The sequence below is a fragment of the Anabaena sp. PCC 7938 genome, assembly GCF_049315035.1.
GTDB lineage: Bacteria > Cyanobacteriota > Cyanobacteriia > Cyanobacteriales > Nostocaceae > Anabaena > Anabaena cylindrica.
On sequence record NZ_CP186034.1, the window covers coordinates 5,986,579 to 6,005,513 of the forward strand.

Annotated in this window: 20 protein-coding genes; 10 read left to right on the top strand and 10 right to left on the bottom strand. The window is 38.4% G+C overall.

The window, feature by feature from the left end:
- The first annotated feature begins 283 nt into the window (after positions 1-283).
- Complete coding sequence (locus tag ACOWPH_RS26680; protein WP_015213133.1) at positions 284-1,570, top strand: AAA family ATPase; 1,287 nt, start codon at positions 284-286, stop codon at positions 1,568-1,570.
- A 2-nt stretch (positions 1,571-1,572) separates the two neighbouring features.
- On the top strand, positions 1,573-2,031 hold the full coding sequence (locus tag ACOWPH_RS26685; RefSeq protein WP_015213134.1) for a hypothetical protein: 459 nt from the start codon (positions 1,573-1,575) through the stop codon (positions 2,029-2,031).
- 286 nt (positions 2,032-2,317) lie between these two features.
- Here ACOWPH_RS26685 and ACOWPH_RS26690 read toward each other — a convergent pair whose 3' ends face one another.
- The 3 genes from ACOWPH_RS26690 to tnpA form a co-directional block, all read right to left on the bottom strand.
- Positions 2,318-2,995, bottom strand: a complete 678-nt coding sequence (locus ACOWPH_RS26690) for a Coq4 family protein (RefSeq protein WP_015213135.1) — start codon at positions 2,993-2,995, stop codon at positions 2,318-2,320.
- Positions 2,996-3,118: 123 nt separating this feature from the next.
- Positions 3,119-5,095, bottom strand: a complete 1,977-nt coding sequence (gene thiO, locus ACOWPH_RS26695; RefSeq protein ID WP_015213136.1) for a glycine oxidase ThiO — start codon at positions 5,093-5,095, stop codon at positions 3,119-3,121.
- A gap of 177 nt (positions 5,096-5,272) precedes the next feature.
- The gene (tnpA, locus tag ACOWPH_RS26700; RefSeq protein WP_015212641.1) at positions 5,273-5,680 is read right to left on the bottom strand and encodes an IS200/IS605 family transposase; all 408 of its coding nucleotides are present in this window, start codon (positions 5,678-5,680) and stop codon (positions 5,273-5,275) included.
- Positions 5,681-5,764: 84 nt separating this feature from the next.
- On the opposite strand from tnpA, the gene ACOWPH_RS26705 reads away from it, so the two are divergent.
- Positions 5,765-7,090 (top strand): RNA-guided endonuclease InsQ/TnpB family protein, encoded by a 1,326-nt coding sequence (locus ACOWPH_RS26705; RefSeq protein ID WP_096713092.1) that lies wholly within the window; start codon positions 5,765-5,767, stop codon positions 7,088-7,090.
- A 168-nt stretch (positions 7,091-7,258) separates the two neighbouring features.
- Here ACOWPH_RS26705 and ACOWPH_RS26710 read toward each other — a convergent pair whose 3' ends face one another.
- Both ACOWPH_RS26710 and ACOWPH_RS26715 read right to left on the bottom strand, forming a co-directional pair.
- Positions 7,259-7,684 (bottom strand): hypothetical protein, encoded by a 426-nt coding sequence (locus ACOWPH_RS26710; protein ID WP_015213138.1) that lies wholly within the window; start codon positions 7,682-7,684, stop codon positions 7,259-7,261.
- 16 nt (positions 7,685-7,700) lie between these two features.
- The gene (locus ACOWPH_RS26715; protein ID WP_015213139.1) at positions 7,701-8,039 is read right to left on the bottom strand and encodes a 2Fe-2S iron-sulfur cluster-binding protein; all 339 of its coding nucleotides are present in this window, start codon (positions 8,037-8,039) and stop codon (positions 7,701-7,703) included.
- A 95-nt stretch (positions 8,040-8,134) separates the two neighbouring features.
- Here ACOWPH_RS26715 and cimA point away from each other — a divergent pair, with 95 nt between their 5' ends.
- Complete coding sequence (cimA, locus tag ACOWPH_RS26720) at positions 8,135-9,784, top strand: citramalate synthase (RefSeq protein WP_015213140.1); 1,650 nt, start codon at positions 8,135-8,137, stop codon at positions 9,782-9,784.
- A gap of 105 nt (positions 9,785-9,889) precedes the next feature.
- On the opposite strand, the gene ACOWPH_RS26725 is transcribed toward cimA, so the two are convergent.
- Positions 9,890-11,083 carry an HhoA/HhoB/HtrA family serine endopeptidase gene (locus ACOWPH_RS26725; RefSeq protein ID WP_015213141.1) on the bottom strand — a complete coding sequence of 398 codons (1,194 nt, stop codon included), beginning with the start codon at positions 11,081-11,083 and terminating at the stop codon, positions 9,890-9,892.
- A 348-nt stretch (positions 11,084-11,431) separates the two neighbouring features.
- Between ACOWPH_RS26725 and ACOWPH_RS26730 the strand changes: the two genes are divergently transcribed.
- Together ACOWPH_RS26730 and menH are read left to right on the top strand one after the other, a co-directional pair.
- The gene (locus tag ACOWPH_RS26730) at positions 11,432-11,830 is read left to right on the top strand and encodes a metal-sensing transcriptional repressor (protein ID WP_015213142.1); all 399 of its coding nucleotides are present in this window, start codon (positions 11,432-11,434) and stop codon (positions 11,828-11,830) included.
- 272 nt (positions 11,831-12,102) lie between these two features.
- Positions 12,103-12,912 carry a 2-succinyl-6-hydroxy-2,4-cyclohexadiene-1-carboxylate synthase gene (gene menH / locus ACOWPH_RS26735; protein ID WP_015213143.1) on the top strand — a complete coding sequence of 270 codons (810 nt, stop codon included), beginning with the start codon at positions 12,103-12,105 and terminating at the stop codon, positions 12,910-12,912.
- Positions 12,913-12,991: 79 nt separating this feature from the next.
- Here menH and ACOWPH_RS26740 read toward each other — a convergent pair whose 3' ends face one another.
- Positions 12,992-13,657 (bottom strand): glycoside hydrolase family protein, encoded by a 666-nt coding sequence (locus tag ACOWPH_RS26740; protein ID WP_015213144.1) that lies wholly within the window; start codon positions 13,655-13,657, stop codon positions 12,992-12,994.
- Between the two features lie 260 nt (positions 13,658-13,917).
- Positions 13,918-14,583, bottom strand: coding sequence for an SDR family oxidoreductase (locus ACOWPH_RS26745; RefSeq protein WP_015213145.1), 666 nt, complete (start codon positions 14,581-14,583; stop codon positions 13,918-13,920).
- Positions 14,584-14,763: 180 nt separating this feature from the next.
- Here ACOWPH_RS26745 and ACOWPH_RS26750 point away from each other — a divergent pair, with 180 nt between their 5' ends.
- Positions 14,764-15,423, top strand: coding sequence for a DUF1997 domain-containing protein (locus tag ACOWPH_RS26750; protein ID WP_015213146.1), 660 nt, complete (start codon positions 14,764-14,766; stop codon positions 15,421-15,423).
- Positions 15,424-15,510: 87 nt separating this feature from the next.
- Here ACOWPH_RS26750 and ACOWPH_RS26755 read toward each other — a convergent pair whose 3' ends face one another.
- Positions 15,511-15,981, bottom strand: coding sequence for a DUF4079 domain-containing protein (locus ACOWPH_RS26755; RefSeq protein ID WP_015213147.1), 471 nt, complete (start codon positions 15,979-15,981; stop codon positions 15,511-15,513).
- A gap of 183 nt (positions 15,982-16,164) precedes the next feature.
- Between ACOWPH_RS26755 and ACOWPH_RS26760 the strand changes: the two genes are divergently transcribed.
- Positions 16,165-17,448 carry an ankyrin repeat domain-containing protein gene (locus ACOWPH_RS26760; protein WP_015213148.1) on the top strand — a complete coding sequence of 428 codons (1,284 nt, stop codon included), beginning with the start codon at positions 16,165-16,167 and terminating at the stop codon, positions 17,446-17,448.
- A 114-nt stretch (positions 17,449-17,562) separates the two neighbouring features.
- Here ACOWPH_RS26760 and ACOWPH_RS26765 read toward each other — a convergent pair whose 3' ends face one another.
- Positions 17,563-18,018, bottom strand: coding sequence for a DUF29 domain-containing protein (locus tag ACOWPH_RS26765; protein WP_015213149.1), 456 nt, complete (start codon positions 18,016-18,018; stop codon positions 17,563-17,565).
- A gap of 264 nt (positions 18,019-18,282) precedes the next feature.
- Here ACOWPH_RS26765 and ACOWPH_RS26770 point away from each other — a divergent pair, with 264 nt between their 5' ends.
- Complete coding sequence (locus ACOWPH_RS26770; RefSeq protein WP_015213150.1) at positions 18,283-18,495, top strand: hypothetical protein; 213 nt, start codon at positions 18,283-18,285, stop codon at positions 18,493-18,495.
- The gene (locus tag ACOWPH_RS26775; RefSeq protein WP_015213151.1) at positions 18,492-18,896 is read left to right on the top strand and encodes a putative toxin-antitoxin system toxin component, PIN family; all 405 of its coding nucleotides are present in this window, start codon (positions 18,492-18,494) and stop codon (positions 18,894-18,896) included. Before ACOWPH_RS26770 ends, ACOWPH_RS26775 begins: the two co-directional genes overlap by 4 nt.
- Positions 18,897-18,935: the final 39 nt, after the last annotated feature.

An 18,935-nucleotide genomic window follows, 5' to 3' on the forward strand; every position in this document is an offset into this window, starting at 1 on the left:
TCTTTACATTACAGATAAAAAATTTATATTTTAGTAGAATTTACGAATTGACAGAATAAACAAAATATGGATTTGCTTGTAATCACTAATCCCTCTTACTACATTTTATCCATACAAGTTCTAACTAACAATTAACTAATTTTCAGTTTTCAGAAATATAATTCATTCCTAATTGAGTACAAATGTTAGTAACACGAATAACCGAATAAACACATACAACAGATATTTTGCTACACTGTTAATAGTGATTTATTTTTTGAATCTAAATCGGAACATCAGAATTATGCAAAGAATATCTATAGAAAATTTTGGCCCCGTGAAAAAATTTGAGGCCGATGTCACAGATGTAATGCTATTAATTGGTCCCCAAGCCAGCGGGAAAAGTACAATTAGCAAGATAATTTTTATATTTAAATCTTTAAAAGAGCAAATACTTAAGTATATAGATGATAATTCTATAAAGAATTCGTCCTTATTAATTAATAATATAAGCTCAATAATATTACTCACATATTTTGATATTAAAGCAGATAGTGAAGTATCTAGTGTAAAATATCAATACTCAAACGAAAAATATATAAAAATTTCTGGGTCTATATATAATAAAAATATTGAAATTAGTCCAATTCTTGAGAAAGAATTAGATTCTCTAATTACAGAAATTTCAAATTACAAAATAATCTTCAAAGAACAACAGAATAAATTTAAGTCATTAGAAGAATTACGAGAACTAGAATCAGATAGGAGATTACAGTCAAAAATTTTTAAATCACGCATTGATAACATTTTTGAAGAAACACACTCTTCTGTATTTATTCCTGCTGGGAGAAGTTTGATGTCTACATTAACTGAGCAATTACAAGATATCAATAATCCAAATATTTTAGACTATTTTACACAATCTTTTGTCGAGAGAATTAATTTATTAAAATCTTATTTTACAGATGACTTAAATACTCTCATTCAAAACAAAAATATTGCTTTGAATCTAGGAATAGATTTATTATCTTTATTGAAAAAAATCCTCAAAGGTGAGTATAGATTTAATGCAGATCTTGATAAAGAAAGAATTTATATTAATAATGAAAAATATGTCAAACTACAATATGCTTCTTCAGGACAACAAGAATCAGTTTGGATTCTTTTGCTGATATTTAGATATATTTTAGATGAAACGAGTGTATTTATGGTTTTTGAAGAACCGGAAGCACATCTTTATCCTGAAACCCAAAGTGATATTGTAGAATTAATTGGTTTATTAGCAAATATTAATAATAATCAAATAGTTATTACTACTCATAGTCCTTATATTCTCTCATCTTTCAACAATCTTTTATATGCTCACCAAGTGGGTACAAAAAAAATTGGTGATGAAAGAGAAGCAGTGGAAACTATTATTAGTAATAAAAGTTGGATTGATCCAGATCGGATTTCTGCTTACTTTATATCTGAAAATTACTATGAGTCAATTATGGATGAAGAACTGAAATTAATTCAAGCTGAAAAAATAGATAGCGCATCCAGTATAATTAATGACAAGTTTAATGATTTGTTTAATTTAGATGACTGAGTATGTGTAACGATTTTTTTAGAAAAAGTGAATGTAAGGAATTTTGTGATATTAGGAAAACTATAGTTGTTAAAGATTTTAGGAATAAACAAGAGTATAGAGTCACCAATGACAATGGTAAAGAGATTTGTAAAATTAAGGTAGATGATTGCTTAATTACAGCGGGGGAAAGATGTGATTATCTAATTTTATCCTGTGAAGATAAATTGGCATTTTTTATAGAGCTAAAAGGACATGATTTAAAAAAAGCAATTGGACAAATAGATTCATCTATAACTAAACTTATAACGGAAATGCAAGATTTTAAAATTTATGCACGTATTGTATTAAATAGAAATCCCACTCCTGATATTAATAGTTCTGTAGAAATTAAACTTAAGAAACGGCTCAAAAGACTGAATGGTGATAATAGTATTGAGCTAATTAAGTACAGAAGTCAGGTTTTAGAAGAAAGTATTTGAAGAGAATAGAACTCACGCACTGTACAAACTTCACATGATATATATGAACGAAATAGCCTAGTTTCAGGCTTTTGGAATCGCATATTAGTGCAGTGTGTCAGATAGAGAAAATCTGTTATGTACTAAATTATCGGGTCTGACGTGGTTGGTGAGCTTGCCGAACCACACCCTACAAGAGATAAAATTCATAACCCATATTTGATAGATATTGTCAATGCATAAGTCCTAGAGAATACAAATTTTCACAATAATATCTGATCTGTAAATACTCATAATTTACTGATTTTCAGTTTTCAGAAATATAATTCATTCCTAATTGAGTGCGAATTTCCATAACTGGAACATTCCAAAACTGATCCCACTTTTGAGCAATAAGTTTGCTGGGAGTATGAGAACCTAAACGGTAGCCACGGGATATTTCTGTCATTAAAGGTTTGAGTTTATCCGGTTGGTAGAGACTAATTAAAACCATACCAAAACTCACCAGCATAATGCTGATAGGAATAGCAGTTTGAGCTAAAACAAAAGCTTGTAAACCAAGTTCTCCAAATACATCAGTATCAAAGCCTGCAACTACATGATAAATATCATGGGTAGTTCTCCACAGCATTTTCAGATAGGAAATATCATCAACAACAGGAACTGTTTGATAGAAGTTGGGATCAAAACCTCTAGCTTTCATTTCCCTAGCATAAACATATCCTAAAGTTCCTTCTGGAAGTTTACTTAATTCATCTAAATTTATTGGTGCAGGTAACCAGCGTTCTGTAAATAGGGTGTTAACTTCAGGGATTTTTTTTAGTTCATCTACAGTGAAATGTGCTATTTCGGTTTGATCAAGTGCATCTTCAAAATTAAAGATTGGATCAGTACCATCATATTTGGTTCTTAATGCTCTTGATGCTAGAAATTGAATATAAGCGAGGAGTCCTTTATCATTGTTATAGGTAATTACATTTTCCATGTATATATATTTAGATATTCAAAATTGTTACTCTATTATTGTTGAAAATATTAATAGTATTTTTCATACATCTAAAGGGATAAATTTAAAGTCTCTCTCCTGTAAGGAGAGAGGTTTTCCAGATTAGGTAATAGTCCCTGTCAAAGGTGAACTAGCACTAGCGTAGTTTTTCATCGGCATTCTTCCCGCTAAATAAGCCATGCGACCGGCTACCGCTGCCAGATTCATCGCATAAGCCATAGCTGGGGCATTTTGAGCCAGTGCGATCGCACTATTAATTAACAACGCATCCGCACCCAATTCCATCGCCTCAGAAGCCTCAGAAGGCGCACCAATACCAGCATCTACAACAACAGGGATATTGGCATTTTCAATAATAATCTGAATATTGGCAGTAGTTTTCAACCCTTGTCCTGAACCAATAGGGGCTGCTAAAGGCATCACTGTTGCACAACCAACTTCCTCTAAACGCTTGGCTAACATGGGGTCAGCATTGATATATGGCAAAACAGCAAAACCTTCCTTTACCAACTGTTCAGCAGCTTGCAGAGTGCCAATGGGATCTGGAAGTAAATATTTGGCATCAGGTATTACCTCCAACTTGACAAAATTATTGTCTTCCTGTCCTAATAACTTCGCCATTTCGCGTCCCAAACGGGCAACCCGGATTGCTTCTTCAGCGGTTTGACAACCTGCGGTATTGGGCAACATCCAGATTTTATTCCAATCTAAAGCTTCCGCCAAACCTTCATGTCCAGGTGCTTTAGTTTGCACTCTCCGCACCGCTACAGTCACAATTTGACACCCACTAGCGGCAACACTTTGCTGCATTTCTGCAATGCTGCGATACTTACCAGTTCCCGTCATTAAGCGAGATTGAAAAGTTTTACCAGCAATAATCAAACTTGAATCTTGAATAGTCAAATCTGTGGGTTGTAGATTACCGTGTCTGTTGGTGAAATTAGCAGAATGAGTCAGCATGGATGTAGTGGTAGATGACTGAGCTTGAAAGCGTGAATAATGAAAATTAGCCAGGAGAGGATCTGCCTTTTTTTCCCAAATCAAATCAGCAATTAATTCGGCTGTGACAGGTGCAAGTAAAATGCCATTCCGAAAATGTCCAGTAGCCAAAGTTAAATTATCACAATGGCTATTGCCTAAAATCGGTAATTCATCGGCAGTAGAAGGGCGAAATCCCCACCACATTTCTTGAATGGGATAATTTGCTAATTGTGGATAAAGACGAATTGCCGCTTGGAGTAAACTTTGAATTCCATCTGGGGTGTTATCAGCAGTAAATCCCACATCTTCACTAGTTGCTCCCAGAACAATAGAACGATTACGCCGGGGGACAATGTAAATATTTTCGCCGTAAAGCACCCGCGTCAATGGTAATTCTGGGACAGATTCCGGTACTCGCAAACTCAGCATCTGTCCTTTGCGGGGAATCACTGGTAAAGGTAATAATTGATTTGCCCAAGCACCAGCGGCTAAAACATAATGGGAGGCGTGCAGTAAACCCAAATTGGTTTGTACACCGATAACTTTTCCCTGTTGTTGAGCGATCGCATCCACTGTCACGCCATCCTTGAATTCCACACCCAAAGACTCAGCCGCAGTTCGTAAAACTTTCACCAAAGCGCGGTTATCAACTTGCCCATCTTCAGGATACCACCAGCCACCAATCACATCTGCACCTAAACCTGGTTGATATTGCTCAATAGCTGCTTTGTCTAACCAGTAAGTAGAGGATTGGGAAACATCCTTATCTTTACTTCTTCCCCCTGCTCCCTGCTCCCCTGCCTCCTGATAAACTGGAGCGAGGATGCCACAAGGCCAATAACCTGTATTTAAACCAGTTAAATCTTCTAGTTTGCGTGTCCATCTGGGATACAAAAAGCGCGATCGCCAACACAAAGAAAGCATCGCCCCGTTTGATATTTTTTCCGCATCAGGGGCCAGCATCCCTGCGGCTGCGTGACTGGCTGCATCTGAAAAATTACGACAAAGCACGGTGACACCTGCCCCCCGTAATTTCAATTCGACAGCGCAAGCCAAGCCAATAACGCCACCGCCAATAATTAAAATGTCACTAGTCATTAGTCATTAGTCATTACTACATAACTAATAACCTATCAGGATTGACAACTACCCCCGGCCTCTAGCCGTGGGATTTTTGAACTACTCGCGGCAGTCCCTACCCTCAATGTACCCATAGGGTAGGGGTTAGAGCGGGTTATTGCAGCGAAGCGAAAATAACCAATCTTTCTATTCTATTTACTTCGTTGGTGCGTCTTGTTCCTTAATATATTGTTTTAGTTTTTCAATTGGCGCACCACCACTTGATGCCACATAATACGAGCTAGACCAAAAGACAGGTTTCCAATAAAATTTATCAATATGTTCTTTAAATTCTTTACGAATAATCCGGCTACTAGCAGATTTTAAACTAGATGTAAAATCAGAAATATTATTGTCAGGGTGATAGTCCACCAGTAAATGAACGTGATCTTGTTCACCAGAAAACTCTACTAATATGCAGTTAGTCTTAATGCAGATATTTGCAAAAATCTCGTGCATTCTTTCCAGTATTGGAGCATTAATTATTTTCTTTCGGTATTTAGTCACAAATATAAAGTGTAGGTGAATAGAGAATACAGCGTGTGAGCCTTTACGAGCAACCACTTGACAAACCCCCGTGTCTAATTTATATTAATAATATAACAGATTTTAAACAGAGGGTAAATATTTACTGTGGCGATCAGACGTATGACTTTCCGGTTATATCCAAATCAGACAACTGAATCAAAATTGCGGTATCACCGAAAGTTACACAAAGACTTATTTAACGCCGCAGTCAATAACAGATTTACCCAATATCAAAAGTTTAACCACAAGGTTGATTATTTTGAGCAACAAAATTGTTTGCCAGCGTTTAAAGAAGTCTGGGTAGAATACAAAGAGCTTCCTAGCCATGCTTTACAGGCGACTTTAAAGCGGGTTGATTTTGCTTTTGAACGCTGGTTTAAAGGGTTGGGTAAACGTCCTAGATTCAAATCAATCAGGCATTATTCGGGGTGGACATATCCAGATTCTGCTGGGTTTAAAGTAGAATCTAATGGCGAGAATGGGTATCTGAATCTATCCAAAATTGGCAAGATTCAAATGCGTGGACAAGCCAAATATTGGGGGAAACCTACTACTTGCACTATTGTTTTTCGCAATGGCAAATGGTACGCCTCTATAACAGTTAATGTTTTAGAGCAAGCCCTAAAACCAAAAACTTTACCCATTGGTGCGGTAGGAATTGATTTAGGGTGTAAATCAGCATTATCCATTACCGACGGGGAAAATCATCAACAAATTGATGCCCCTAAGTTTTATAGAATTGCTGAACAGAAAATCAAAAAAGCTTCTAAGGAGAAGAGACGTAAACGCGCACCAAATAGAAACAAAAAAATCAAGGCTTCTAGAAGATATAAAAAAGCCCAAGTGAAAGTTAGTAAACTAGTCGCACGAGTTGCTAATCAACGTCAAGACTGGGTACATCAAGTTGCAGTAGAAATAATCGGCAGTAATAGCTTCATTGCAACGGAAAAACTAGAAGTTAAGAATATGACTAGTAAAGCGAAGAAAGGTAAGCGCAAAAAGCAAAAAGCTGGGTTAAATAAATCAATTCTTGACGTGGGTTTTGGGATGCTTAGAGCATCTATTAAATACAAAGTAGAACAAATTGGTGGTGTCTTCGTGGAAGTCCCAACCCGTCAAGTAAAACCTAGTCAAACCTGTCCAAAATGCGGAAATCAGCACAAGAAAACACTCGATAAACGAGAGCATCAGTGCGGTGTTTGTGGGTATGTTCAGGACAGGGATATTGCTGCTGCTGAGGTCATACTTTATTGGGCAAAAGGCACTCTACCGGGGTTAGGAACTAGCCTCGTAGACGCTGATCTTTCTGGCTCTACTTCACGCACCCGCAAAAAAGCGGGAAGCATGAGGCAACTAGGGGAAAAGAAGCGTCAAAAATCTCAAGGGGACTTTGCTAATAACAAACTAGAGGATGTAGAAACCTCTAGTTCAAGCGAAGCTAACTAGAGGTAGTTCATGAGTCCACAAACTAAAAGGATGTCTGAGAAGTATCAAAGTTTTATTCAGATCCCCCCTTACCTCTCAACAAGGGAGATAAATTTCGCAAAGTCCCCCTTTTTAGGGGGATCTACAAATATTGGATACCACAGGAAAAAATTTTCAGACATCCTCTGACTACCACAAAGCGCGAATAGGTTCTTTTTCTTGATTAAGATTATCTGAACTTGAACTACTGTCTGTTATGGAAGTATCAGTAGTATTTCCCTCTTGTGTACTATCATTTATTCCTGTAGGCTCAGTAGAAGCATTATTTTGAGCTACGCTGGTGCGGCGATTATCATCAGCAAAATCATTGTTGTTAGTAGTTTCAGAATTACTACTGTTAACAGCTTCAGAATCATTGCTGTTAGCAGTTTCAGAATCATTCCGGGTAGCAGTGCTATTAACATTAATATTAGCCGGGAGGACGCTAGAAGCTCTACGTCCAGGTGGAACATTAGCACTTTGTTGTCCGCCCATAGGAAAATTAATGCCTAGCAACGTACCCAGCAAAATTGCCACGCCTCCAGCCATCAGAATTAAGGGTGTCCATCTACCCATCTTGTTTCTCTCCTTGTTAACCTTCTGGTGTCCAAACTAATTGAGAACCTTGACCCCAAAATCCATCAAACTTTGTTATTTTGACATCACCTAAAACCTGAGTTTGGCAAGCTAAACGCAAGTTTGATGTAGGAGAATGGGGAGGAAGCGAACGCCGCGTTTGATCACGCCAATTCGCTGCGGATACTTCGCCTTCTACCTTAACCGCACAAGTACCACAACTGCCAATTCCTCGACAATTTATGAGCTTGGAACCGCCATTGTAGAGGTCAATGCCATTTTCTAACAGAACTTTACGTAAATTGGCTTGGCTTTCACACTCAATTAATTTACCTTGAGCTACTACTTGGGGCATATTGAAATTACCAAAATAGCTTTTTGTATATTGGCACATCGCCGCAAAGTTGTCTCTCAGGTGTCAGTGTTGAACTAAAGGTTCACCAAATTTTTATGACCACAACTCCCTCAAATCAACTTTGGCTCTATGACACTACTCTCCGGGACGGGACTCAACGGGAAGGATTATCAGTGTCCATAGAAGATAAGTTACGCATTGCTCACAGACTCGATGAATTAGGGATTCCGTTTATTGAAGGCGGTTGGCCAGGAGCAAATCCCAAAGATGTACAATTTTTCTGGCAACTCCAAGAAAATCCGCTCAAACAAGCAGAAGTTGTTCCTTTTTGCTCTACTCGTCGCCCCCATACTAAAGCAGTAGATGAACCAATGCTGCAAGCGATTCTAGCAGCAGGTACGCGCTGGGTGACAATTTTTGGTAAATCCTGGGATTTACACGTCACAGCCGGACTCAAGACCAGTTTAGAAGAAAATTTAGCCATGATTACTGACACAATTGAGTACTTGCGTTCTCAAGGACGGCGTGTCATCTATGATGCTGAACATTGGTTTGATGGCTACAAACAAAATCCTAATTATGCTTTACAGACACTAAAAGCGGCAGTAACCACAGGGGCGGAATGGTTAGTTTTATGTGATACCAATGGCGGGACTTTACCTCATGAAGTTTCTCAAATTGTTAAAGATGTAGTTCAGGAAATAGGGAACAGGGAACAGGGAACAGGAGAAACTCTTACTCAATCACCAATTCCTCAAATCGGCATTCATACTCATAATGATTCAGAGATGGCTGTAGCTAATGCCCTAGCAGCAGTAATGGCTGGGGCGAAGATGGTACAAGGTACAATCAACGGCTATGGTGAACGCTGCGGTAATGCTAACCTGTGTTCTCTGATTCCCAATTTACAACTAAAGCTTGGTTATAGCTGTATCGGTGGACACCAGCTAAATCAACTTACAGAAGCTAGTCGCTTTGTCAGCGAAGTTGTAAATCTCGCGCCTGATGAACACGCGCCTTTTGTGGGACGTTCTGCTTTTGCTCATAAAGGTGGTATTCATGTATCAGCAGTAGAACGTAACCCTTTGACTTATGAGCATATTCAGCCAGAACAGGTGGGGAACCTGCGCCGAATTGTTATTTCTGAACAGTCTGGACTTAGTAATGTGTTAGCGAAAGCTCGGACTTTTGGTATTGAATTAGATAAGGAAAATCCCCAAGCCCGGCAAATTCTCCAACGCATGAAGGATTTGGAGAGTGAAGGATATCAATTTGAAGCCGCAGAGGCGAGTTTTATCTTACTGATGTATGAAGCTTTGGGTCGGCGTGAGCAGTTTTTTGAAGTTAAAGGTTTTCAAGTCCACTGTGATTTGGTTGAGGGGAAAGAACCGACCAATTCTTTGGCAACAATTAAAGTAGCTGTTAACGGTAATAATATTCTGGAAGCAGCGGAAGGTAATGGACCGGTAGCGGCTTTGGATGCAGCTTTACGCAAAGCATTGGTCAACTTTTACCCCCATATTGCTGCTTTTGAGTTGACAGATTATAAAGTCAGAATTCTCAATGGACATACAGGGACAGCAGCTAAAACCCGCGCTTTAGTAGAATCGGGAAACGGTCAACAACGTTGGACAACTGTAGGAGTTTCTACGAATATTTTGGAAGCTTCTTATCAAGCTGTAGTTGAAGGTTTGGAATATGGTTTGTTATTACATTTCCAAGCAGAAAAGGCGTTGAAACTTTAGGCAACACCAAAAAATAAATTACCCAAAAATCGTAGGCTGGTTTAGCGCAGCGTAACCCAGCCTACGAATTACTGAATTTATTCTGACTCCTGACTCCTGACTTCTTCAAGAAATATCTTTTAGTTCAGCGGTGCGGACTGAAAGCAACTGTGTTTGATTACCTCGTTGTACTTTCACCTGCAATAGTTGACCAAGGTTACTATCTTCCACTACTCCTTGCAACTGTTCTGCATTGGTGATTGATTGACCATCAATCTGCACAATTACATCTCCACGACGGATACCTGCATTTGCAGCTGGGGAATTGGGAACAACCCGCATGACTAAAACGCCTTTGACTTCAGGAATCTCAAACATGGAGTTGGGATCACTGTTATTTGTTTTGGCTAGTTGGGGTGTTAAGGTGATCATCTGTACACCTAAATAGGGATGAGCAACTTTTCCATCTCGTTGCAATTGAAGTGCGATCGCTTTAGCTTTATCAATAGGAATCGCAAACCCAATCCCCATAGCATCTGCACGAATCGCTGTATTAATCCCAATTACTTCACCTTCACCATTTAATAAGGGTCCCCCAGAGTTACCAGGGTTAATTGCAGCGTCAGTTTGAATGAAATCTAAGCGTTTATCGCTAATTCCTACTTGGGCGCTAGAACGTTTGAGAGTGCTGACAATGCCCAATGTAACGGTATTATCAAATCCTAAAGGATTCCCAACTGCGATCGCCCAATCTCCCACCTGTACATTATTAGAAGAACCCAAAGGTGCAACAGGCAAATCATTACCAGCATTAATCTTGACAACTGCTAAATCAGTTACTTCATCAATGCCCTTTACCGTTCCTTCAAATGTGCGGCCATCTTTAAGGCGGACTGTCACTTTATCAGCTTGATCTACCACATGGGCATTAGTCAGAATTAAACCACTCTTATCAAGAATAAACCCAGAACCTAAACCGCGTAACTGCTCAGTTGGTAACTGTTGAGGGAAGCCATCACCAAAAAACCTCCGTAAAAAAGGATCTTCCATTATCGGCTCAACACGGCGGGTAATTGTTCGCTCTGTATCAATTCTGACCACAGCCGACCCCACCCGATTCACCGCAGCCGTGACAAAACTACTACTACCAACAGCCGCAACAGCCGGAGATAGCTTTTGAGAAACTACAGAATCTGGTGCAGGTTCAGCCTGAGATGGTAACACTTGTAAAGAGGTAACAGTCAGCATCACTCCCATAAAAATTGCGATTGCATGGGTAGTGAGTTGGCGTATAGACCGGGGTAGTTTGGGAATTTGCATAATTACAACCTAATCTAGAAGTATCAGAAAAAACAACAGATAAACGATAAAGTTATTTACAATTGTTTACAGCTTGGATAAAAATACACGTCTATTAACGTTTTTACGTTTCTTTAGACGATTTCCAGATGGAATTTGTCCTACTGCGATTAAGTTAATGGAACAATCAGATCTAAAGCTAGTATGGAAATTTGGACTGTTCTGGTTCGGATTTTCCCCAAATCTAAAATATATAGTACAAAATTTTGCTGTCCAGGCATATAGCACTACGCCTTTTCTGACCACCACTGTAAAATCTCAAATCTCTCTAGGTTAGGATCTTAATTAATACCAAAACCGTGATGACCAATGAATGGATCAAACCAATTAGCTGACGAATCCTTGCCTTCTCAACCAGCAGAACACACACACCATCACGATCTCAACCACCAACATACAGATCATACTCCTGGGCATACTGATTCCGTTCATCCCCACGTCCATAGTGAAGAATCTTTGCGGCGAATTATCAACCGACTATCGCGTATAGAAGGACACGTTCGCGGAATTAAGACAATGGTGCAGCAAAATACCCCTTGTCCTGATGTTTTATTACAAATTGCCGCTGTCAGAGGTGCTATAGATAAAGTAGCCCGCATCGTTTTGGATGAACATTTAACTGAATGTATTGCTAGAGCTTCCAAAAATGGCAATATTGATGTAGAAATTGAACAACTCAAAGCAGCTTTAGATCGGTTTTTGCCTTAGCAATTACTAAAAATCGTAAATATTTAGTGTATGCATCTTGCTTGATCACGTGCAGAAAAAATATACTGTCTTGTATCTAAGTTAAACAAGTAATTAAGCTGTATAAGCAATTCCCAAGCTCATGAAATACACCCCACCCGCGCTGTCGCGCATCCTCCCCTTACCAAGGGGAGGGTTGGGGAGGGGTAATTTTGTATCTAACTAGAGTGGGAAAGGCTATAAGCAAAATTTATTTATACAGCCACAAATCTTTTTGCTTGGGCTTCGGAAACATGACGCTGAAAAATTATCAATTTCACTGTTCTTTGCAAGGTAATTCCCAAAAACCATTAATTCTTTTTCTACATGGCTTCATGGGTGACATTGAAGAATTTGATGAAGTCATAAAATTACTAGGGGAAGATTTTTATTATCTCACAATTGACCTACCTGGACATGGTAAAACTCAAGTTTTAGGAGGTGATGAATACTATAAAATGGAACCTACTGCTCAAGCTCTAATCAAGTTATTGGATAAATTAGAAATAATAAAATGCTTTTTAGTCGGTTATTCAATGGGAGGAAGATTAGGCTTATATCTTATGCTTCATTTTCCTGAACGTTTTTTTAAAGTTGTACTAGAGTCAGTTTCCCCAGGTTTAGAAACAGGAGCAGAAAGATTAGCCAGAATTAAAGGTGATTCCCAAATTGCTAAAAAAATTACCAGAATGGTCAATAAAAATGAATTGAAGATATTTTTAAATAATTGGTATAGTCAAGCAATTTTTGGTGATATTAAAACTCATCAATTATATGAACAAATGCTAATAAAAAGATTAGATAATAATCCTCTAGAACTGGCAAAATCATTGCGATTTATGGGAACTGGATACCAACCTTCTTTATGGGACAAGATGCAAGAAAATAAAATACCTGTGCTTTTGCTAGTCGGAAAATATGATGAAAAATTTATCACTATTAATACAGCAATGGCTTATAGATGTGGAAATGCCCAACTAAAAATTATTAAAAAAGCTGGACATAATATTCATCTAGAAAATACATTGGCATTTGTGAAAACTATCCGGGATTTTCTGATCTAGCAAAAATATATTCCCATAAAATTTCGCCAAATACATACCGATAATTTTTAATTACGAATTACGAATTACGAATTACGAATTATTTTAATTCTTCTTGTAATAACTTCCGATAAACTTGAGGTAAAAAACGAGTATTAGAATTAGTTTCTATTCCATATCCTAAACTTGTCCAAGTTGGGGAAAGTCGCTTTAAAACTTCATCTAACTTTTTCTGTCTGAGCAGTTGAGAAATATCTGTTCCCCACACTCTTGAATCATTTAACCAACGGTAAACTACTACATCTTGATACTCTGGTTCAAAACTATAACTAGACCATAACATCAACTGTGTTGGCTTTGGGTGATAGCGAGGCGCAATTTGATACCAGGTGGTATTAATGATTTGATATCTACCCGCAGCAGTTGAACAGTTACCAGTATTGGGACCTGTGACAATGGTGACACATATCTCAGGATGCCGGCTGAGATCATTTACTTGCTTTCCACCATATAGCAGAGAGTAGGGACGGTTACTGTTTGCTTCACTTGTGGAAATAGTTCGCATCAAAGCCCGGATGTAAGGATCTCCGTCTTGCATGACTAAGGGAGGTTGTTTGCGCTCAAACACTGGATCTGAAGAGGAACGCAAATTTCCCCCAATATACCACTGTAATAAATATACAAAACCGAGCAGTGCCGCTAGGGGGGCAATCAGTTTTTCTACGCCTTTGAGTTCAAAGCCTTTCAGAGTTGGACTCCTTAAAATTCACTTTCTAATTTAAAACAACAATTACCAATGATCTGATTTCGGGAAATTTACCCGCAATACACTAGACATCGACCGAATTGAAATATGTGTATCCTAGAACCCTTGTAGAGACGTAACCTGGATAGGGATTCTCGTCTCTACATTCTTTTTCACCAGAGGTTTACTGTATTACGTAGTCGGACAAAATTAAATTCATTGGTAGAGAGAGGTAACTCTTAACAGGAAAACAATCTGTGTAATTAATTCTGTCTGGGTGCTTATCTGTCAGCTATTTGTTGAAATAATTCCGGAAAACTTTTTGGTGTAGCTTCAGGTTTAGCGATAATCTCGATAATTTTGTTCCGTGCTGCGGGTTCAAACATCGACTCAATACAAACTTGGGCTACTTTTTGCCGAGGGATACTACCATCAAATAAGGTATCTGCACTTTGCATGATGATGACATCAGAGTTATCTTCATTTTTCAGTCCTCCAGGTCGCACTATTGTATAAGTCAGTCCACTTTTTTGAATGTATTCCTCAGCTTGCTTTTTCCATACTAAAATTAGCCAAAATAGGTTGAGTGGATGAAAAAATTGGGAAACACACAAAGAAGAAACTAAAATAAAATGCTCTATTTGTTTGGTTTTAGCAATATCTACTAAATTTTTTGTACCTTCAAAATCTACTTTATATGGGCCTGTGGGGTCAAAGCTTGGTTTTGCTCCTGTGGCGCATATTATCACCGTACTATCACCTAATGCAGCAGTTAGAGTTGCTGGTTGTAATACGTCGCCTACAAATAACTCGACTTCAGGAGATAAGATAGCCTTAGCTTTATCTTCATCCCGTACCAACGCCCGAACGGGAATCTTCTTGGATACTAGCTCTTGTACTATCCGACGACCTGTTTCACCTGTTGCCCCTGCTACAAATACTTTCATATTTAACGCTATCCTAGGAAACTAATATGTGTTTGTTCCGTTCTTAATTTTAGTAAATCTATGGAGTTGATGACAGATTTTTGAGGTTTTCGTGAAATTTACATTTCCGTGTGAAAAAACCCTCCCAAAGAGGGAATCATAAATATAGACAAACTGCAAACTATACAAAAAATAGATTTTATGGTGACAAACAAGTGGGATTATCAATCTTTAGATATAACAGAGTCAGTTTTGCCTATGGGTTCTAGCGTTACTGTCAATGAAACGCCATTAAAAGAGGCTCATGTAGGGCCAAGTAAATTTCGCAGTCGTTATCAGGACTGTATGGAAATGTATGCTCCTATTGATCAGGTGGCTGAGTATCTTTGTAGTCATTCGTCATGGTTTGTCCGCTGTGCTGAACCCATGAGGGTGGAAGCGTTGGGTGAAAATGGTTATGCTTTGGTGATTGGTAAGTTTGGCTCTTTTGGTTATGAGGTAGAACCAAAAATCGGTTTGGAATTGTTGGCCCCAGAGGAGGGTAAATACCGTATCCGTACAATTCCCATCCCTGACTATCAAGCACCTGGTTATGATGTGGATTATAATGCTTCAATGCATTTAGTAGAAGGTTTGGAACAGGTGACGCGGGTAGAATGGGAATTAGATTTGATCGTTGAGCTGCACTTTCCCAGATTTATTCAACGTTTACCACATTCTTTGATTCAATCTACAGGCGATCGCTTACTTAATCAAATTGTTCGCCAAGTCTCCCGTCGTTTAACACGCAAAGTCCAAGAAGATTTTCATCAATCTCTTAATATCCCCTTTCATACTAATTCCTCGAAAAAGCGTCAATAGTTATGAGGACAGGGAACGGGGAACAGGGAACAGGGAACAGGGGATATTTATCTTTCTTCTGCCCCCTGCCTCCTACCCATTAAGAATCTATGCTTTACTAATAATTCTGAGAATAATTTCTACGCCAGAGAAAGCTTGCCAAACAAACAGTCCCAAAAGTCCGAAATTAAGTAAAATATGAGTAGCACGCGCCCAATTTGCCCCTTTTTGCATAAAGGGGGAGAGGGATGCAGAGAAAGCTATTATAGCTGTCATGCCCAAACCGGCTAATAGGTGGGGGCCTACAAACAATTTACCATTATTAATGTAGGTGACAGCCATGCCACCAATTGAACCAGCTACCATCACAGCTAAGAGAATTGAGCCGATTTGGTAGTGCTTGATGGTATATTTACCTTGAATTAGTTCTTTCTTTTCTTCGCCCTTGGCATTTCTGGTACGCTGTACTTGCAGTCCTAAGTAGGCGGCATAAAGTGATAGTGCCAATAAGATCCACATGATGGCCGGGTGAAAGAAGTTTAAAGCAAATTTTATGTCTGGAGAAAGTTCAAGACTCATTGTGTTTTTTCCAATTATTAAATCTTAATAAAATTTAGCATACCTTGGTTTAGGAGTTAAGAAGGGGCGTATTGCGATATGCCCGTACAGGAGCTAAAAATTTCCTCTTGCAAAAGTGGTTAAATAATCTCAGACTGAAATTGGAGGCTAGATCAATAAATTTGCCGAAGCGGGATTGCATTTATGACTGAAAACAAAGAGAATTTACTGCTCAAGGCTGCAAAAAATGGGGATATTCAGCGGCTGTGTGAAATACTAGCTACGGGTGCTAAGGTGGATGTGTGCGATCGCACTGGCACGACAGCGTTAATGTTTGCAGCGAATTTAGGTTATACAGAAATTGTGCGATCGCTCCTAGATTTTGGTGCTAACATCAATTTACGTAGAAAAACCTATGGTTTAACGGCTTTAATGTTGGCGGCGAGTGCTAACAAAATTGATATTGTTAAGCTTTTAATATCTAAAGGTGTAGATGTAAATGCTATTAATGAAGATGGCAGTACAGCCTTGATGGCAGCAGCGCTCAAAGGTCATCTAGATGTTGTAGAAGTCTTATTAGCTGCTGGTGCTGATGCAAATATTACTGATAAAGATGATGATACGGCTTTAAAACTTGCCATTAAGCACGGTTATACAGCAGTTGTTAAAGCAATTACACAAAATAGTGCTTTTGTCAATAAACCAGATGCAGAAGGTGAAACACCGTTAATGATAGCGGCAGACTTGGGATATTTGGATGTAGTGCAAACACTGTTGTCACAAGGGGCTAATCCTAATTTGCAAAATCCTGATGGTGGCACTGCACTTTTAGCCGCATCTGCTGCCGGACATAGTAATATTATCGCAGCTTTATTAGATAGAGGTGCAGAAATAAATCACCAAGATAAAGAAGGTGAAACTGCCCTACATTGTGCCATTGTTGAAGGGTACATTGATGTAGTGCAACTATTACTGCAACGGGGAGCAGATCTACAAATTAGAAATCATCTTGGTGATACACCACTACTTCTAGCTGCATTCCAGGGACACAACGAAATAGTTGAGGTATTACTGCGTGCTGGTGCAGACATGGATAAGAAAAACTTTGGAGAAGTAGCTCTAACACTGGCAGTATCCCAAGGACACGCTCAGACAGTAAAAGTATTGCTTGACCACGGAGCTAATGTCAATATTTTAGCAGATGATGGTAAAACTGCTTTAGTCAAAGCCATAGCCAGCAACCATCCAGAAATATTCAAACTGCTGCTAGAACAAGGAGCAGATGTGAATTTTCAGGACTCATCTGGAGCAACAGCATTGATGTGGGCAGCTTCCGAGGGTTATGGACAAGCTGTGCAGATGTTAATTACCTCAGGGGCAAATGTAAATTTAAAAAACCAAGGTAATTACACAGCTTTAATGATTGCCGAATTTAATAACTATCGCACAATTGCCCAAATTTTACGGCAAGCCGGAGCGCAAGATTGACTAAAAAACTATCAGCTACTTTCTAGGATCAGCGATGTCTTCTTTTAAGTAGCTGGGCATAAATCTCATCTTCGTTATTATCCCAAATAGTATTAAGAAAAACCTGATTTGTTTCTATTCTGGTAAAAAATCAGATTTGAGGACTAAATTAGTATCAAAAGGACATTCCACAGGAAAAACAGCTATAGATAAACCTGTTTCTGAAGCTGCTAAATCTCTCGCTTTTTGATAACACTCATTAAACACTTCTAAAAAATAATTCTTTAAGCTCGGACTATCTGCAAAATCATCTTCTAAACGGTTACGATGTTCTTTAATGGTTGTGCGCCAGCTATTTGTCCGTTTTTCTGGTTGATATTGCCATTTTAACAGGTGCATTAACAAAATTCTCAAGTTAGTTTTAATTGACTTTTTATCATTATTCCCCATGCTTTCTATTTCGGAGATTAGGTTTTCAATCTCTAATTCTTCAAATCTTTTTTGTTGTAATATTTCAATTGTTGACTCTACCCAAAGATGAAAGTCTTGGTTGTAGAGAGAAGATGATAAGGTGGGTAATATAGGTTTCATTAATACCTCATTGTTATAACAAGGGTTAATTAATAGCTTATCATAAATTAGAAAATAAAGCTTAGGATAAGCGATGCCTACAGTGAGCAAATCGGGAGCATCTCACTTTCGTAAAAACACCGCTGTCATTCTGAGTGCAACGTAGTGAAGCGTGAAAAAATCTCCAGCTATAATTGCAAAGTTGAGATGCTTCCAGTAAATCGGCGATATAGACTTACAACCTATATATACTGTATAATTAATCATGTAGCTGGCTTCTAAAATATGCAAGATACCCTAATCATTACCATTACCTCAGAACTGAAAGCAGCACTTTTAGAAATTACTCAATCTGAAGGTATATCTCCTGATAGTTTGGTTGGTAAAGCTATTGAGGACTACATCTTTACCCACAAATTCCGCGCACTGCGTTCTCACTTGATTCAAAAGAATCAAACAGTCTACACAGATGAGGAAATTTTCGAGATAATTTCATGAAGCTAGTTCTAGATACCAATGTTCTGATTGCTGCTTTTATTGCTAAAGGGATGTGTAGCAAAGTTGTTGAACACTGTCTAATTGTACATTCTCCCATTACTTCAGATTTTATTCTCAATGAATTACATGAAAAACTGACAGTAAAGTTTAAATACTCTCTTGAAGATGCGGGAGAAGTTATAAATTTATTGCGTTCTAGGATGCAGGTTGTAATACCAATACCCTTAAATGCGCCTGTCTGTCGTGATTCAGATGATGATATGATTTTAGCGACAGCGATCGCAGGAGAAGCCGTTTGCATTATTACAGGGGATAAAGATTTATTAATATTGAAAATGTTTGAATCAATTCAAATTATTGATCCAAAGGAATTTGCGGCTTCTGAAGAAATGCTGAAATAGATTTTTTGCTCTACACATCAAGTGAATTAAAAAGACCGC

Excerpts from the sequence above, each read along its gene's own strand:
- ACOWPH_RS26725 (WP_015213141.1), bottom strand. The coding sequence starts at position 11,083 with ATGCAAATTCCCAAACTACCCCGGTCTATACGCCAACTCACTACCCAT.
- ACOWPH_RS26685 (WP_015213134.1), top strand. The coding sequence starts at position 1,573 with ATGTGTAACGATTTTTTTAGAAAAAGTGAATGTAAGGAATTTTGTGAT.
- ACOWPH_RS26770 (WP_015213150.1), top strand. The coding sequence starts at position 18,283 with ATGCAAGATACCCTAATCATTACCATTACCTCAGAACTGAAAGCAGCA.
- ACOWPH_RS26690 (WP_015213135.1), bottom strand. The coding sequence starts at position 2,995 with ATGGAAAATGTAATTACCTATAACAATGATAAAGGACTCCTCGCTTAT.
- ACOWPH_RS26705 (WP_096713092.1), top strand. The coding sequence starts at position 5,765 with ATGACTTTCCGGTTATATCCAAATCAGACAACTGAATCAAAATTGCGG.
- ACOWPH_RS26745 (WP_015213145.1), bottom strand. The coding sequence starts at position 14,583 with ATGAAAGTATTTGTAGCAGGGGCAACAGGTGAAACAGGTCGTCGGATA.
- thiO (WP_015213136.1), bottom strand. The coding sequence starts at position 5,095 with ATGACTAGTGACATTTTAATTATTGGCGGTGGCGTTATTGGCTTGGCT.
- ACOWPH_RS26680 (WP_015213133.1), top strand. The coding sequence starts at position 284 with ATGCAAAGAATATCTATAGAAAATTTTGGCCCCGTGAAAAAATTTGAG.
- ACOWPH_RS26775 (WP_015213151.1), top strand. The coding sequence starts at position 18,492 with ATGAAGCTAGTTCTAGATACCAATGTTCTGATTGCTGCTTTTATTGCT.
- ACOWPH_RS26750 (WP_015213146.1), top strand. The coding sequence starts at position 14,764 with ATGGTGACAAACAAGTGGGATTATCAATCTTTAGATATAACAGAGTCA.
- ACOWPH_RS26715 (WP_015213139.1), bottom strand. The coding sequence starts at position 8,039 with ATGCCCCAAGTAGTAGCTCAAGGTAAATTAATTGAGTGTGAAAGCCAA.
- ACOWPH_RS26760 (WP_015213148.1), top strand. The coding sequence starts at position 16,165 with ATGACTGAAAACAAAGAGAATTTACTGCTCAAGGCTGCAAAAAATGGG.
- ACOWPH_RS26755 (WP_015213147.1), bottom strand. The coding sequence starts at position 15,981 with ATGAGTCTTGAACTTTCTCCAGACATAAAATTTGCTTTAAACTTCTTT.
- menH (WP_015213143.1), top strand. The coding sequence starts at position 12,103 with ATGACGCTGAAAAATTATCAATTTCACTGTTCTTTGCAAGGTAATTCC.
- ACOWPH_RS26710 (WP_015213138.1), bottom strand. The coding sequence starts at position 7,684 with ATGGGTAGATGGACACCCTTAATTCTGATGGCTGGAGGCGTGGCAATT.
- cimA (WP_015213140.1), top strand. The coding sequence starts at position 8,135 with ATGACCACAACTCCCTCAAATCAACTTTGGCTCTATGACACTACTCTC.
- ACOWPH_RS26765 (WP_015213149.1), bottom strand. The coding sequence starts at position 18,018 with ATGAAACCTATATTACCCACCTTATCATCTTCTCTCTACAACCAAGAC.
- ACOWPH_RS26730 (WP_015213142.1), top strand. The coding sequence starts at position 11,432 with ATGAATGGATCAAACCAATTAGCTGACGAATCCTTGCCTTCTCAACCA.